The 15,018-nt window shown below is 64.2% G+C and carries 13 protein-coding genes and 3 pseudogenes; 4 read left to right on the top strand and 12 right to left on the bottom strand.

Annotated features, from left to right (window positions below; translation table 11 throughout):
* Positions 1–716 precede the first annotated feature (716 nt).
* Positions 717–908 (top strand): hypothetical protein, encoded by a 192-nt coding sequence (locus I6F17_RS08800; protein WP_225126533.1) that lies wholly within the window; start codon positions 717–719, stop codon positions 906–908.
* An 81-nt stretch (positions 909–989) separates the two neighbouring features.
* On the top strand, positions 990–1,442 hold the full coding sequence (locus I6F17_RS08805) for a hypothetical protein (protein ID WP_225126531.1): 453 nt from the start codon (positions 990–992) through the stop codon (positions 1,440–1,442).
* A 925-nt stretch (positions 1,443–2,367) separates the two neighbouring features.
* On the opposite strand, the gene I6F17_RS08810 is transcribed toward I6F17_RS08805, so the two are convergent.
* Positions 2,368–2,574 carry a cold-shock protein gene (locus tag I6F17_RS08810; RefSeq protein WP_036008407.1) on the bottom strand — a complete coding sequence of 69 codons (207 nt, stop codon included), beginning with the start codon at positions 2,572–2,574 and terminating at the stop codon, positions 2,368–2,370.
* Between the two features lie 116 nt (positions 2,575–2,690).
* On the opposite strand from I6F17_RS08810, the gene I6F17_RS08815 reads away from it, so the two are divergent.
* On the top strand, positions 2,691–2,915 hold the full coding sequence (locus I6F17_RS08815) for a hypothetical protein (protein ID WP_157784026.1): 225 nt from the start codon (positions 2,691–2,693) through the stop codon (positions 2,913–2,915).
* Between the two features lie 105 nt (positions 2,916–3,020).
* On the top strand, positions 3,021–3,779 hold the full coding sequence (locus tag I6F17_RS08820; RefSeq protein WP_225126529.1) for a class I SAM-dependent methyltransferase: 759 nt from the start codon (positions 3,021–3,023) through the stop codon (positions 3,777–3,779).
* A gap of 38 nt (positions 3,780–3,817) precedes the next feature.
* On the opposite strand, the pseudogene I6F17_RS08825 reads toward I6F17_RS08820, so the two are convergent.
* The 11 genes and pseudogenes from I6F17_RS08825 to I6F17_RS08885 all read right to left on the bottom strand — a co-directional run.
* A pseudogene (locus I6F17_RS08825) lies at positions 3,818–4,257 on the bottom strand (hypothetical protein).
* A gap of 179 nt (positions 4,258–4,436) precedes the next feature.
* A pseudogene (locus I6F17_RS08830) lies at positions 4,437–4,661 on the bottom strand (4-hydroxybenzoyl-CoA thioesterase); the annotation flags it as partial.
* Between the two features lie 452 nt (positions 4,662–5,113).
* Positions 5,114–6,001 (bottom strand): hypothetical protein, encoded by an 888-nt coding sequence (locus I6F17_RS08835; protein ID WP_036008413.1) that lies wholly within the window; start codon positions 5,999–6,001, stop codon positions 5,114–5,116.
* The gene (locus I6F17_RS08840; protein ID WP_225126528.1) at positions 5,998–7,545 is read right to left on the bottom strand and encodes a hypothetical protein; all 1,548 of its coding nucleotides are present in this window, start codon (positions 7,543–7,545) and stop codon (positions 5,998–6,000) included. The genes I6F17_RS08835 and I6F17_RS08840 overlap by 4 nt, the downstream gene beginning before the upstream one ends.
* Positions 7,546–7,739: 194 nt before the next feature.
* Positions 7,740–8,738, bottom strand: coding sequence for a polyprenyl synthetase family protein (locus I6F17_RS08845; protein ID WP_036008452.1), 999 nt, complete (start codon positions 8,736–8,738; stop codon positions 7,740–7,742).
* A 154-nt stretch (positions 8,739–8,892) separates the two neighbouring features.
* On the bottom strand, positions 8,893–10,236 hold the full coding sequence (locus I6F17_RS08850) for a cytochrome P450 (protein WP_225126526.1): 1,344 nt from the start codon (positions 10,234–10,236) through the stop codon (positions 8,893–8,895).
* Positions 10,236–11,081, bottom strand: coding sequence for an SDR family oxidoreductase (locus I6F17_RS08855; protein WP_036046362.1), 846 nt, complete (start codon positions 11,079–11,081; stop codon positions 10,236–10,238). The genes I6F17_RS08850 and I6F17_RS08855 overlap by 1 nt, the downstream gene beginning before the upstream one ends.
* Positions 11,082–11,085: 4 nt before the next feature.
* Positions 11,086–11,376, bottom strand: a complete 291-nt coding sequence (locus I6F17_RS08860) for a ferredoxin (protein ID WP_225126524.1) — start codon at positions 11,374–11,376, stop codon at positions 11,086–11,088.
* A 1-nt stretch (position 11,377) separates the two neighbouring features.
* On the bottom strand, positions 11,378–12,667 hold the full coding sequence (locus I6F17_RS08865; protein ID WP_225126550.1) for a cytochrome P450: 1,290 nt from the start codon (positions 12,665–12,667) through the stop codon (positions 11,378–11,380).
* Between the two features lie 81 nt (positions 12,668–12,748).
* On the bottom strand, positions 12,749–13,951 hold the full coding sequence (locus I6F17_RS08870) for a cytochrome P450 (RefSeq protein ID WP_225126521.1): 1,203 nt from the start codon (positions 13,949–13,951) through the stop codon (positions 12,749–12,751).
* Between the two features lie 850 nt (positions 13,952–14,801).
* Positions 14,802–14,970 (bottom strand): annotated as a pseudogene (locus I6F17_RS08885) (IS256 family transposase); the annotation flags it as partial.
* Positions 14,971–15,018: the final 48 nt, after the last annotated feature.

The raw sequence follows: 15,018 nt of genomic DNA on the forward strand, positions 1-15,018 counted from the left end.
GAATTGCTCGCTGGCCATCATCCATTTCTCTGGCGGCCAGTGGTCGTTCAAGGTTCATCCAGATTTGCACCTTGCCTCGGCTGGAGTGTTCCTTCGATCAAGATTTTTGCCGCCGGCGCCTGTTAAATGCCACGCCTTGACGAGCAAGGCCTAGATGATGCGCGGCAAATCTTGTTAGCGAGTGCCACGGATGCGACCATGATCGGTCGTCTTTGCAGTCCGAATGCAGAGCGGCGCATTCAACTCGTCAAGCAACTTGAATCAAGGTCGCACCAACGATCAGCAACGTCCGAAGTCGTCCATTCCGCCCTTTGATGTCGCCCCAAGCCGCTGCGTTTGGACACCGACAACGAAAACCTCGTCCCGCCTAGCGGGCCGGTTGTCAGTTCGGCAACAAAGTGTCACCAAGTGGACGATACGTAGGGTCAGAAAAACGAAAAATCAACAATCTTCAACGCCTCTTGCCTTGTTCACGGCGTCGGTACCGATCGCTTGTGAGCCCGAGATGGTTGGCGACTTTGAGCAAAGGCACGGAGACTGGCTGTGTCGCGAACTGACGTAGAGCGATTCGTCGACGATCTGGGGAACGAGGGTGTCTGCTCGAACGCGTAAAACCAACTGCTACCGGCCTTGCATCGATTGTCGCGATCCGAAAGAGCCTCGGCTACAGCTTCACACTTGATGAAGCTAACAGTTGCATTCGAGCTCGACAGAAGTTGACGACTAAACGGCTCACCGGTGGCACTGTTTATTCGAGTGATACGATCTCGACCGGCGCTGTGCAGGCCGTTGCGGAGGTGGCCACGAGCGGCGCGCAAGCCGCGGAAGCGGCCGCTGCCCACGCCAACGCAGTTGATCTCGTTGCAGTTGTTGTGGTTGTTATTGTTGCGGTCGTGACCGAGGTCTGACATGGCTTCGCTCCGACCCGCATCGGCGGGTTGCTCGAGGAGGCCATGAGTGCGATGAGAACATGAAGTAAGCTTCGTCAAATGACACACGCTGCCGCCGAACACTACCGACAGATTTTTGACCGGCGTACCTCGGAGCAACTGTGCACGCTGTCGCACCTCAAACGCTTCATGGAGCGGTTAGTCGGTGATGTGGAGTTCCGCAGGGCACTCGCGGAGGCAATCGCCACCCCTCGAGCGGTAACAGAGCGGTACGGCATCAAAGTGGATCCAATGGAGGTGCTGCCGCTCTGGCGCGGTGGCTACCAACAATACCGCTTCAAACCGGAGTCTGCGCCGTGGCCGCAGGCTGTGATGTGGGATGAGTATCTCCGCGAGATGTTGCGTCATCGCGACCTCTTGCGCGACGAAGGCGAGATGTCAACGATCAATCCTCGCTTTCATGCCTGGTGCGAACGGCAAATCCGGCGGTGCAATGACCAAGCGTCAGCGGAGGATGGCAGCCAGGCGACTTTCTTATTTCGCGAGGAATGACGGCGCAGCCGGCAGGGGAAGAAAGTCGATCGGCGCCGTTGCGCCAAAGGCGGTCGAGGCGTCAGCCGTCATTCGGCCAGATCAATCCATCGAAGAGGCCGTTTGGTTGCGCGCGGTCCGAACAGAGCTGACATCAAGGAGGACGTGGCGATCTGCGAGTCCACTGAAAGAGTTGGCTCAACCGAATCCAATGGTGATGAGCTCTCTTTATTGCAGGTGGACGGATCTCCGCTTCCACGATCGCGCGTCGACAGCACACCACATTCACGAGAGCGGCTGGCCGTATCTGTGATCCGTCGCCGTTTGGTCGATGCCGCATACGACCGCCACGAAACTGCCACTCTGCGATGATCGGTCGAGGCTCGACGCTTGGGCCGCTCTGAGTGTAGCTCAAAGATAACAATCACGAGCAGGCTGGATGCCTGATCCGCCCTTTCAATGTGACCTATCGGCCGGCGCGAGGCCTTTCCCTGAACGGCGCAGAGGTCACGACATATTAGCCGTGCAGCCCGGGGAGGATCTCGTGCAGGACGGCACCCGTTAAGAGCTCGAGGGAGAAAAAGAATCGGATGAGCGACAATAGCAACCTCGAAGACAGAACCATCGAAGCGATACGCACTATCGCGAGGCCCTCGCCGTGGTCGACGGCCTGGAGCGAATCGAGCGCTGACCAGGATACTGCCTGAATTGGGGCGCGCCTTACGCAGCCAAGACACGCGGTGTCTTAAGAATAGCCGTAAGATCGGCTCGGCAGCTGTCTCGCGGCAGAACGAAGCGTGGGCCAACCTAACTGAGGCGACCGCACGTTTGGATTCAGCCCGCTCGACTTTGGCCGCCCTCGAGCGCCAACTGGGACATCTTCCAAACGTCTCAAGAGCGCGAGATTCGGACTAGCTCAAAGAACGCCAGGACGTCGAGCCCCGCCTCATCCTAGGCGGAGATTTTCTGCGGCTTGTTTGCCGCTGAGGTTCGTCACCAGCTCGTAGCTGACCTTCGCGCCTTCAACAAGCGAGGTATAGCCCGCCTTCTCTACCGCAGAGATGTGCACGAAAACATCTTTGCCACCATCGTCCGGCGCAATGAATCCATAGCCTTTCGTCGGATTGAACCACTTAACAGTCCCTAACGCCACGTCATTTGCTCCAAAAGAAAAAACACCTTCTCATCTAAATCAATCAAGGACCGTGCGGCAAGTCTCTGCGCGAGGTGGCAAGGGATCTGTTGTCTCGCCTGGTCGTAGGCCTTGGAATGCCCGGCGTGATCGTCGTGCGAAGTACAAACACCTTGAAATCCGCCGATATTCAAGAACGACGACGCGAAGGTCACATTTTCTTCGAAAACCGCGTGCTAACTGTCGCTTGGTTGTCGCGGCCGGATGTACGCCGTGGCATCAACGGGAGCCCCGGCTTTCATGCCGGGGTTTTTCGTTTTCGGCGCGAGAAGTCCGGCCAAATCAAGATGCCTTTTGTGTAGCTTGATTTGAGTAGGATCATGACGCCTCGCAGCCCACCGCGACAATTCTGTTTTGATCTGCAGGAACCGTCCGGGGCAGAGCGAAAAGCCGAGTAGTAGGCAGACATGGCGCAGAATATTTACGACGATCCCGATTTCTTCGCTGGCTACGGCCAGTTGCCCCGACAGGTGCATGGGCTGGACGGCGCCCCTGAATGGCCCGCGATCCGGGCTATGCTGCCCGATCTGGGCGGCAAACGTGTCGTCGATCTGGGATGTGGCTTCGGCTGGGCCTCGCGCTGGATGCGCGAGCAGGGCGCGGCCTCGGTTCTGGGTCTGGATCTGTCGCAAAACATGATCGAGCGTGCCAGGAGAGACACAGCGGATACGGCCATCGAGTATCGCATCGCCGATCTCGACACGCTGGACCTACCTGAGACGGCTTTCGACCTCGCCTACAGCGCGCTGACCTTTCACTATGTTCAGGATTTTGGCCGCCTCGTGCATGTGATCCGCAAAGCACTGGTTCCTGACGGGCATTTTGTCTTTACGATTGAGCATCCGATCTTCATGGCAGCGGCGCATGCGCACTGGATTTCCGATGAGGAGGGCCGCAAAACTTGGCCGGTCAATCGATATTCCGTCGAGGGTGAACGTCGGACGGACTGGTTCGCCAAGGGCGTTCTGAAATACCACAGGACGCTTGGCACTACCCTGAATACGCTGATCAGCGCGGGTTTTCAGATTCGGCAGGTCGAGGAGTTTGCCCCGACACGCGAGCAGATTCAGCAGGTGCCGCAATTGGCCGAAGAACTGGAGCGTCCTATGATGCTGATTGTGTCTGCGTCCACATCGATCGCCGGTAGTGCTTCGAAGCCTTTGTAATATACGGTCTGACTAGGTCTTGCCGGCCAGTACTGATGTCAGCCCCGCGTCACGCGTTGTCTTGCTGGTTCGTCTGCGGCCATCCCGGTGAAGCGAACCAAGGCCGTGATGCTGACGGCAACAGTCCCGACGACTGCGAAAACCGTCTGCCATGGGGGTGAAGATATCACCATCTGGGCGATTCCGTGCGTCGCGCTGTAAGCGGCGAAGGTAGCAGGCGCGACATAGATGAGGATGATCAAGATTCTAAGCCAAGTCCATGGGAGGAAGGCGAGCGCGAGTTGGCCAATGCAAATGGTTGCACCGCCCGCCATGAGCCTTGCTACTGCGCCACCGAGCACTCCGGCGCCGGTGTGGAAGGTCCAGGTGCCGATCGTCAGGCCAACGAAGAAGGGCAGTGCGAAGACAGCGAGCGTGAACAGCAGCCAGCAGAAAAAGCAGATGCCGACGAGGCAAGCAGTGGTCCGAAGATGATCATGGTGGTGGTCTCCGTGAGATAAAAGTCTGACGGTCGCGCCTTCCATACGTGATCGGCTAGAATGGATAGTGAGTCGATGTGCGGTTGGGCGGCCGATCTGGCGGAGTTCAAAGGGCACACCAACCGCTCGCTGATCACCATGCTGGAGATTGCCGGATGTGGTGCTGCTGCACGACGGAGGAACGGGCAACGAAGGCGAAGCCTGGCGCATCGTTCCGCGTTTCCTTGAGCAGCGCCTTCTGATTGGTGCCGAGCAGACGCAAGTAATTCGTTCTGCCACGTTCCATGAAACGCAAAAAATTTGCGTGATAAACAATCTGGCCGGCGTCGGTATCTTCAAAGTAGACACGGACCTGCATGTAGTGCCGTCCGTCTCGAACTTTGCCGTCAAGAGAGACTGTCACAGCGCGGTTCCTCTTATTGCGCGTACAGGGACACTTGTCTCACACAGAGGCGGTCTTCTGAGCAAGCGCCAAAATCTTGAGCTTGGCTCGAGCTGCCGGAAGCTGAGTCAGGGGCCTGAATGCGGCAGGCGTTGCGCTGCTGACGTCGACTTCGGACGAATATATCGAAGATCTATCGTCAACGCGTATTGCGGGCATCCAACCACAGCGCGCACAAGGCGGAGTTCTGCTGCTGCGGAAGCCGCATCTCTGGGATTTCGCGATGAGCGATGGCAGCCCCTTTCATCGGCAATCCATAGACCAACTATCCGCTTCCCAAGGACTCTCTACCACTGCGTGTTACATGGTGAACAACGAGGGCATCCGTCGCATTGGGCGACGGTGTTGCGTCGGATCGGACCGACGGCAGCACGCGCACGCCGCCGCCTCCCGCGCGTTCAGGCCGGCGCACATTAGTCTCCTCCCGCAGCGTCGCTGCGGTAGCGGCTGGTCGAGGTCTGGTAGTACTGCGCGCGGATGGCCGCCATGGCCTCGATCAACGGTGCCCAGGGCGCGGGAAAGCGTTCTTTGGCTATCACCCGATCCAGCATGCGCGTATGCCCGGCCAGCTCGTCGTTGAGGAACTCCACCACAGGCATAGCCGGATAGCGCTGCAGCAGCAGGATCGCCGCGTTGTCGGCTTCGCCGGCCGAGCTGTCCATGTCGCGTCCATGCAGATCGTTCTGCAGACGCCCTATCACGGAGATGAGCCGCAGGACCTGGCGAAACGCCGGACGCGCGCGCAAGGTCGCCATGTCCAGTCCCCACAGCAACGACAGGCAACAGAACACGTTCGCGTAGGCGATCGAATCGATGCCGTTGTGCAGGTACTCGGCGTAGGACCAGCGTCCCGCCCCTGCCGCCTGCGCGTGTCCGGCGCGCAGCGCCGCGCAGTAGCACCGGGTATCGTCGAGAAGCTGAGCATAGTCGCGACGATCGTAGGCGAGCGCGGCCAACGAAGCGCGCAGCACAGCGCAACCCTCGAATCCGGGGAGCGCGCACGGCACGCCCTGCCCCAGTGCCTGCTCCACCGCGGCGAGCTGCTCCGGCGCGATCAGGCCAAGGTCGTTGCAATCGTCGAGCCAGAACAGCAGCGCCAGTTCGCGATAGAACGCCACGGTCAGCGTTTCGTCCTGCGGATCGCGGCCGGTGCGGGCGCTGATATCGTGCAGGCTCGGGTGGATGCGCTGCAGGATGTACTGGCCGCCCCTGACCGCTTCCACGGCGTGCTCATCGGCGAACCCGGTCAGGGAACGCCCCCATTCCAGCACCTGCTGCAGCGCGCGTTCGGTCTGAATCATGGCGCCGCTCCTGTTCCCTCGGCCAGGACGCGCCGCCCCCAATGAAGCGCCAGCCACAACCCGGCGAGTTCGGCCACGCGCACGACCCGGGTGGGGCAATACAGTTCCTTGCCGATCCACAGCGGAGTCTGCGGCAATGCATGCGCCGCATGGCGGGCTAGCATCCGCTCCAGCGCACGCGCCACCGCCTGCGCAATGCGCCGCCGCCCTGCCGGCTCTTCGCTCCCGTCCATCACGTGCAACGCGAATAGCGCATAGGCAGTTTCCTCGAATGTGGACGCGCGACCGGCGCCCCAACCGCCGTCGTCGCGCTGCGCCTGCAGCAGCGCCGCCAGCGCGCGCTCGTCGCGCCACCGGGGCTTGCCTTGCGCCAGCGCTGCGACCGCATGCGCGGTGGGATACAGCCACGAAACGTGCCATTTTTCGTTGTCCCAGAGACCGTGCGGGTTGCGATTGGCCTCGACGTAGGCGCTGGTGCCGGCGGCGGGCTTTCCCAACAGTCGCAACGCATGCAGGGCATGGATGTTGGTCGACACCGAGGCATTGCGCTCGCCGGGGAACGTGACGAACAGCTCGCCGATTTCGAAATGGCGCAACGCATCGAACGCCCGGTCGCGGCCTGCAAGGCGCAGGACGCACAACGCAACGGCGGTGTCGTCCGCATCTGCCGCGAAGTGCACGGCCGGGCCCAGACCGCGCACGCCCAGGCAGGCGTCGAGCTGCGCGACTATCACGCGCACCGCCCCGGCGAGCGCGGGATGCGCGAACAGACCGGCCAGATGCAAGGTGTACAGCGACCAGCATGGCTCGAACACATTGATCGGCCAGACGTTGGGAACGACACCTTCGATGCCGCTGCGCGTCGCTCGCGATGCCGCCTGCAGATACGCGTCGGCGCGCCCGACCTGCGGCGTGCTCCCCTGTGTCACGGCGTGCGCACGCCACGCGGCGGTGGCCGCCGGACTGATGCCGATGCTGCCGTCATCATCTGGCCATGCGGTGGTCGGCGACGCCCCCCAGGCTTCCCAGGAGTGCAGCAACGGATGGCCGCTCGGCAACGTCGCCAGGGCCCCCAGCTTGACCCGCGCTTGCCGCAACGGCAACAGCGCCGGGTGGCGCGGAAACGCCTCGCCGCCCGGCAAGGATGCGGCCTCGTCGCAAAACCGCGGCAGGATGAGCTCCGCGCCGATCGGCGCGTCGTCCGGCACCGCATGCGCATAGGGATCGGGCTGGCGCTGGAGGAACCGCGTTGCAGCCTGGACAGCGTCGGCAGCACCGGGAAGAGAGTCGACACGCTGCAAAGCCAGCAACGCCGCCCACGTCGGCGCATGACGGAACAGCGGGAAGTCCGCGCTTCCCCATCCGCCATCGGCCTGTTGCTGCGCGATGAGCCACGCGTATGCGTCCTGCCGACCGGTGACGTTGCCGTGGAACTGCAGAGCTCGCGCCGTGTCGTAGACGGATGGACCGACGCTGCCGCCATCGCGCATCTCGCTCAGCAGGTGGCGCAATTCGGAAAGGATCTGTTCAGCCAGCGCGTTCACGCGGGATGTTCCTTCTGCAGACGGTTGACGGGGAACCAGATCGGGCAGACGCCGCGCACGTCGCCGCAGGCCCGTCGCGGCCGTGCTGGGCAACCGCTGCGATCGGCGCCGCGGACTCGGACACAGTGCAGCATGCACCGCTGCCGCCGGCCGATCGCAGCGGCACAGGGCCGACGCCATGCGGACGGGTGCGCTCATGCGCATGGCGCGTGCTTGAACAGATACGCGTTGGCCCGCTGCAGGATCTGCGCCAACCGTTCCGCACGCGGCCCCAACGGGGCGACGGCCTCCCCCGCGTCGCGCAACAGATCCAGCACGAACTGGCGCGCTGCCTGCAGCCCCATGATCGACGCGCAGGTCGGCTTCCGCGCCGCCGCGTCCTTGCCGGGGGTCTTGCCCAGCGTCGCGGTATCCGCTGTCGCGTCGAGAATGTCGTCGATCACCTGCAACGCCAGGCCGAAACAGGCGCTGTAGCGATCGAGCGCACAGTACAGCGCAGCGTGCGCGGCATCCTCCGCGATGGCGCATAGCGCGCCCATGCGAACGGATGCGCGCACTAGCGATCCGCACTTCATCCGGTGCATCACCAGGATCCTGTCCAGCTCGACGTGCTTTCCAACCAGCGACAGATCCATGGCCTGCCCGCCCGCGGCACCCTCGGCGGACACCGCCTGCGCCAGTTCGCGCACGAGCGCGATACGGTTGTCGCCCGGCGCATCCAGGCTCGCCAGGGTCAGGAAGGCGTGCGCCTGCAGCGCATCGCCGACCAGGATCGCGGTGGCTTCGCCGAACTTGACGTGCACGGTCGGAAGGCCGCGGCGAAGCACGTCGTCGTCCATCGCGGGCAGATCGTCGTGGACCAACGTACAGGCGTGCATCATCTCGATGGCGGCACCGACGTCGTCGAGGATGTGCGCCGGCGTGTCGGCCAGTGCGCCGGCAGCCAAACAGAGCAAGGCGCGCGTGCGCTTGCCGCCATGCAAGGTGGCGTAGCGCATCGCCGCCATCAGCTCGGTCTCACCGTCGTCTTCGGCGCCGAGAAGACGCGCCAGCGCCTGTTCGACCCGCTTTGCGCCGTCCTGCATCCAGATCTCGGGCAGCAGCCTGCCGGATGCGCCGCGCGCCTGCGCGCCCAATCCGCCGTTCGCGGAAACGCCAGCTCGGTCGTCGTTTGGCGTGGAACCGGTCTGCATGTTGTTCATGTCCTTGTACCTGCCAGGAGACGGCCACGGCGAGCGGCGAGCCGCCGCGGTGTTGCGGGCCTCGCACCGAGCGCGCGGGCCGAGTGCAGCAATGCCGCGCGTCGCCGGCGCCGCTGCCTCACCCCACGGGGCATGCGATGCCAGCTCATGAGAATCCGATGCGGATAGTCATGGACGGATGTGCGGTCGGGTAATAGCGCCGGCCTTTTTCGACGCCGCTCAGCAACCGCGGTCGCACCCCGGCCTCGTGCATGGTCAGCGCCAAGGCGATACAGAACTGCACCAGTTCCAGCCATGCCAGGTGGTAGCCCATGCAGACGTGTGGGCCGGTACCGAACTGCAGCATGTCCACCGGCCGGATTGGTTCGGTGCGTTGCAGCCACCGCGCCAGCCGAAACTGATCGGGCGCCTCGTGCAGCAGCGCCGAGGTCGAGAAATGCAGCAGCGGGATGCATAGATCGGTGCCCGCAGGAATGCGCCGTTGGCCGAGTCGCAATTCACGCAGTGCGCGACGCACTAGGAGCGGCGTCGGCGGATGCACGCGCAGCGTCTCGCGGAACAGCGCCTCGGCGACCGGACACTGCACCAGGTCCGCGTGCCGGGTCGGCACCCCGCCTACGCGTTGCGCCTCCTCGACCAGGGCGTCCCACAACCCAGGCTGCCGCGCTAGCTCGATCACCATCCAGGCCATCGTCGAGGCGGTGGTGTCGTGACCACCAAGCAGCAGCAAGCGGATATTGGCGACCAGAACGTCATCGGAAAGCGCATCGTCGCTGCGATCGAAGGCGCTCACCATGTCGTTGATCAACCCGGTGCGCGAGGCATGTTCGCGCGCGGCGCGGACGAACTCGCGCAACCGCGCATCGATCCAGTCGCGGGCGGCACGGCCGCGCCGCAAGGGCAGTCCGGGCAGGTCGACCGGGGGCGCGATGATCAACTGCAGCAGTTGCCGGTACTTGCGATGCCATCCCGGCAGGTCCTGCGCGGGGATTCCCATGAGACTGAAGATGAGCTTGAGCATCAGATCGCCGGTTTCGCGCAGGATGGTGACGTCGCCCTGGTCGCGCCACCTCTGCACGCGCGCCCGGATGACAGGCGCGAACAGCTCGCCGATGCCGGCCTGTGTCAGCCCCTTGGGCAGAAGCGCCGCCTGGATCGCATCGCGCGCCTGCCGGTGCGCGATGCCGTCCTGGGCGACCAACGTTCCGCCAAACAATTCGGGCGCGATGTCTTCGATCAGCGCCGAGGACACGTCCTTGTGCCGGAGCAGTGCGAGAGCATCCGGATCCATGCAGGTCATCAGGTGGCCGACAGGGCCAAAATCCAGCCAGAACTGGCTACCCAGCCTCCGTTCCGCGCGCCGCAGCAGGCGCGGCAGGTCTCTGGCGATGGCGGGAAGATGCCCGACCAGCGGGAAAGCGCCGGGCACGACCGGGATGTCGTGCCGCAGCCGATGCCGACGGTTCAGCGGGTTGAGCAGCATGTCCATCAGCAGCGCGGCGCCGCGTCCGCTTCGGCGGTCTCGCCGGCAGGCCGCGCGGCGCGGCTGTTGCCACCGTCGGCGTATGTCGGCACATGCGCCAGCATGCCGCCATCGATGCACACGACCTGGCCGGTGATGAACGCAGCATCGTCGGAGAGCAGGAACGCCACCAGCGCGGCCACGTCCTCGGGGCGGCCGACGCGCGGCAGGAGCTGGTGGCGCCGCAGATGCAGTTGCATGCACGCGTCCAGCTTGGCGAGGAGTCGCTCAGTCATGATGAGACCCGGCGCAACCGCATTGCAGCGGATCTGCGCATGACCGTACTGGGTGGCGAGTGAGGCCGACAGCATGTTCATCGCCGCCTTCGACGCGGCGTAGGATGTCAGCGCGGTGTCACCGCTGAGCCCCTGGCACGACGACATGTTGACGACCGCGCCACCGCCGCGGGCGATCATCCGGGGGATGGCCTGCCGGCAGCAGAGCAGCGTGCCACGCAGATTGGTCGCCATGGTCTGATCCCAGACCGCTAGGTCCAGCTCAAGGATCGCGCGGTCGCGCGGGGTCAGATGCATCGCGCTCGCGTTGTTCACCAGCAGGTCGACCCCACCAAAGTGCCGCTCCGCCGTCTCGAACAGCGCTGCCACCGCCTGCGCATCGGCGATGTCGATCGCCAGGGCGAGCGCGTGGCCCGCTTCGGCCGCGATCTGCGCGGTGCAGGCGATAGCCGCCGAGCCCTCAATGTCGGCCACCACCACTCTGCCGCCCTCGCGCGCGATGGCGAGGGCGCATGCCTTGCCGATGCCGGCGCCGGCGCCGGTCACCACGGCCACTTTGCCTTCAAACCGTCCCATCGTGTCATCCTAGATTGTGCTGGTCTTTCGCGGCATGCCGCTCGGCCTCCGCTGGAGAAGGCGCAGGGTCGGCGCCGGCGCGCTCGCCATCGCCAAAGTCGCTTTCGATGACGCGAATGGCGGCGACCGGGCACTGGCTGGCCGCGAGCCGCACGGCGGCGTGCAGCGCCTGCGGGACGGTCGCCACGCACACTTCGGCCACGCCGTCCGGTTCGCGCTGGCGAAAGGTGCCCGGCAGCGTCAGCACGCACTGCCCGCTGGTTCCGCACAGATCCTGGTCGACCGTGACGCGCATCTCAGCTCCCGTGCGCATGCAGCCGCACCGGCAGCGCGCGGAACGTCCGAAGGAATGCCGAGGGCTCCCGGGTCGGCTGCTCGGCCAATGCCAGCGTGGGGAAGCGGGCCTGGATCCGCGGCAGGCTCTCGGCCAACTGCACCCGGGCCAGTTGCGCACCGAGGCAGAAGTGAATGCCGTGGCCGAAGCTCAGCATGATCTTCCCGTCGGTCGACATGCCTGGACTGGTGCCGTAGAACCGCGCGGGATCGAAGCGATCGGGATCGGCGAAGGCGTCCGGGTCGCGATTGCCGGACGCGATCAGCACGCGCACGTCCGCGTTCTTCGGGATCACCACGCCGCCCAGTTCGATGTCACGCTGGGCGATACGCGGAATGGAGCTGAACATCGCGGGCGCGTCGCAGCGCAGGACTTCTTCGACGAATGCCTTCACCCCCGCGGCGTCTGCCTGCAGCCAGTGCCGCTGTTCGGGATACGCCAGCATCGCCAGGACCGCATGGTCGATGGTCGCAGCAGTGGTGGCGAAGCCGCCCAGCAGCATGCCCCATAACATGCTGACCAACTCGGCATCCGACAGCGTGTCGGCATCATCATCATGTGCGCCGACCAGCATCGACACGATGTCGTGGCGGGGATCGGTGCGCTTGCGCTGTATGAGGCAGCTGAAGTAGGCCTGCACTCTGGCACTGGCCGCGTCCGCCGCGGTGAGTTGGGGATCGCTGGCGTGCGGGCTCAGGCCTTCCAGAATGCCGCCGATGCCGGCGGCGAGCCCGAAAATGTCGTCCTGGGGCATGCCAAACAGTTCGGCGAAGACCAACATGGGCAAGGTCAGCGCGAATTCCCGATGCAGGTCCACCGCCTCCCCGCGCTCCAGCGCGGGCGCCATGCCGTCCAGTCGCGCAGCGACGATGCGCGCTATGCTCGGCCGCAGGTTGTCGATCTGGCGCATGGTGAAATCGCGCGAGATCAGCCGGCGCAGACGCGTATGCGTCGGTGGGTCCTTCATCGCAAGCGTGGACGCCAGCAGATTGAGCGACAGGCTTCTCGCCGCACGCGGGAAATAGCGCGCCAGTTCGCCAGGCGCCGGTCCCCGAAACGCATCGCCCGTGGCCTTGAACGCCCAGGAGATATCGGCGTGGCGGCTCAACAGAAAGAGGCCCGACGCCGCGCGATGCACCGGATCGTGCTCGCGCAACCACCGCATGAACTGATACGGGTCGTGGATGCGGGTTGGCGACGCCAGTTCGGCGAAGGCGTCCCGGCATGCTGCCGTGGTTTCTTGCACGCTGATGGTTACCTGTTGGTTGGCTGATCTGACGGGCGCGCGCCAGGCGCGCCGACAGTTGCGGAGAAGATCGCGATCCGCGGCGCATCACCAGAGCACCGGGAATTCCTCGAACCCACCAGTGATGATTTCCTTGCGCAACTTCAATTCTTCGGGCGACACGGCTAAGCGCAGCGCGGGAAAGCGCTGGAAGATCGAACCGAACACCACCTTGAGTTCCAGCCTGGCCAGCGCCGCGCCGATGCAGGAGTGAGACCCGGAAGAGAACGCCAGGTGCGGCTCTCCGTCGCGTCCGATGTCGAAGATTTCCGGGTCGACGAAATGGCGCGTATCGAACGACGTCGCCGGCAGGCCGACCAGCACCTTGCTTTCCGGGGGAATATGCACGCCCGCGATGGTCACATCGGTCCTCGGATAGCGCATGATGCCGTCCCAGCCCGCGCGCGGCGGGTACATACGCAGGATTTCCTCCACCGCCTTGTCCACCAGCGATGGATCGCCGACCAGGCGTTCGCGCTGTTGCGGATGGCGGAACATGGCCAGCAGGCCGAATTCGATCTGCGCGACGGTGCTCTCGTGGCCTGCCACCAGCATGCCCGCCGCCAGGCCGATCGCCTCTTCCTCGGTCGCCTTGCCCTGGTCAACCGCCGCGAGCAGATCCGTTAGCAGGTTGTCGCCCGGATCCTGGCGCTTGTCCCGCATCTTGCCGCGAATGTAGGCGCGCAGTTCTTCCCAAGCCAGGCGCGACGCGCTGCGCGGGCCGCTTTCATGCTGGTGCGTCATCACCTCGTCGGACAGCCCGGCGAACAAGGCGTGATCCTCGTAGAGCACGCCCATCAGCGCGCTGATGACCATGGCCGGAAGGGGAAATGAGAGGTGGCGCCGCAGGTCGGCGGGCTGGGGCTGGGCCGCCAACGTCTCGAACAACTGCGCGGCGATCGCCTCGACATGCTGGGCGAGCAGCTTCACCCTGTGGTTGCTGAAGGCCGGTGCCACGATCGTGCGTAACCGGGCATGCTCGCCCCCCTCGTGCGAGACCAGCCAGCCCGGCGAACCGAGAATCACCGAATCTGGGGTGAATGCCGCCGGCGGCATTCCCGCGGGCCGGAACGCCGCGTCACACAGCACCGCCTTCACCTCGTCGTAGCCTGTCACCCACCAGCCTTCGTGCCCGGACGGGAAGCGCACGCGGTGGATCGGACCGTTGGCGCATAGCGCCAACATCTCGGGCGAGGGCTCGATGTGATCGACGCGCCACATCGGCAGCGTCGGCAAGGGTTGCACGGACATGGTGGCACTTCACTCTCTGAGCGATGGAAGGGCGGAAGGTGACCGGCAGGCGCTGCGGGCAGCGAATGACGTAAAACGGCATGTAGACGACGTCCTCCGCGGCGATGATCAGCGCTAGATCCTCCAGTCGCACGAACAGCGCGGGGACGGCGCATCGCAATTGCAGGCGGGCCAGCGCAGCGCCCAAGCAGAAATGCGGCCCGTGGCCAATCGACAGGTGCGGGTTGTGCCGGCTGACATCGAACCTGTCGGCATCGCCATAGATCGACTGACCGCAGGGATTGGTGAAGGAGGTTCGACCGTACCTGTCCGCCAATATAGCCCCCGGACCAGTCCCACACCGCCGGTGGTAGTTTCACTCCGGGCTCAAGGTTCGCCGTTTTGGTTGCACCGCTTGCGACGGGCGCAATTGTTGCGGCTTCCAAAAGAAGCACTCTAGATCGCATCCAACACTTGCCTGCATTTCTCAGTCAACAACCGAGCGCCAAGTCACTGCCACAGCAAACCGTCGGAGGGGACCAGACGCGAACGCGGCGGTCGGTCCCCGAAGACCATCGCAGTGCGATTGGCGACGATGCCGTGAACAGAGCAAATCGCGTGCCGAAGTGAATTCGCAGGCTCAGCAGACACTTCGTAGCGGCGCGTAGTGTCAGGTTTCTGGCATTGAGTCTTAATGTCGACAACCGGCCCAGCAAGTGCCCGACAAAGGCCTGCTCTCGCGCTGAGTATGCGGGGCAGCCCTTGCGCGAATTTCAAGCATGCGGATTGGCTGCAGCAGGTGTGGTTCGCCGGAAGCCACTCCGATGTCGGCGCTAGCTATTACGGAAAACGAAGTCCACCTCTCCTAGCGGTTGCGCTGCGCCAGCCGCTCGGGATCCTCCTGGCCGTAGGCCGCTCCGGTCTGGCCTTGCACTTCCAGCTCCATCAGTAGCTGGGCGGCAAGCCGATCATCTCCCGCCGCAGATCCGCATCAGGGGTCTTCTCCACGAGCGTCCGAGGTTCATCATCTCGTCGGGCATCGGTAGTTCCTCGAATCAGGTTGGTGTCAACAACCCGACCCTACCGGC

This window comes from Bradyrhizobium sp. NBAIM18 (genome assembly GCF_020193825.1).
Classification (GTDB): Bacteria; Pseudomonadota; Alphaproteobacteria; order Rhizobiales; family Xanthobacteraceae; genus Bradyrhizobium; species Bradyrhizobium yuanmingense.

Excerpts from the sequence above, each read along its gene's own strand:
- I6F17_RS08805 (WP_225126531.1), top strand. The coding sequence starts at position 990 with ATGACACACGCTGCCGCCGAACACTACCGACAGATTTTTGACCGGCGT.
- I6F17_RS08815 (WP_157784026.1), top strand. The coding sequence starts at position 2,691 with ATGCCCGGCGTGATCGTCGTGCGAAGTACAAACACCTTGAAATCCGCC.
- I6F17_RS08820 (WP_225126529.1), top strand. The coding sequence starts at position 3,021 with ATGGCGCAGAATATTTACGACGATCCCGATTTCTTCGCTGGCTACGGC.
- I6F17_RS08835 (WP_036008413.1), bottom strand. The coding sequence starts at position 6,001 with ATGATTCAGACCGAACGCGCGCTGCAGCAGGTGCTGGAATGGGGGCGT.
- I6F17_RS08845 (WP_036008452.1), bottom strand. The coding sequence starts at position 8,738 with ATGCAGACCGGTTCCACGCCAAACGACGACCGAGCTGGCGTTTCCGCG.
- I6F17_RS08850 (WP_225126526.1), bottom strand. The coding sequence starts at position 10,236 with ATGGACATGCTGCTCAACCCGCTGAACCGTCGGCATCGGCTGCGGCAC.
- I6F17_RS08855 (WP_036046362.1), bottom strand. The coding sequence starts at position 11,081 with ATGGGACGGTTTGAAGGCAAAGTGGCCGTGGTGACCGGCGCCGGCGCC.
- I6F17_RS08860 (WP_225126524.1), bottom strand. The coding sequence starts at position 11,376 with ATGCGCGTCACGGTCGACCAGGATCTGTGCGGAACCAGCGGGCAGTGC.
- I6F17_RS08870 (WP_225126521.1), bottom strand. The coding sequence starts at position 13,951 with ATGTCCGTGCAACCCTTGCCGACGCTGCCGATGTGGCGCGTCGATCAC.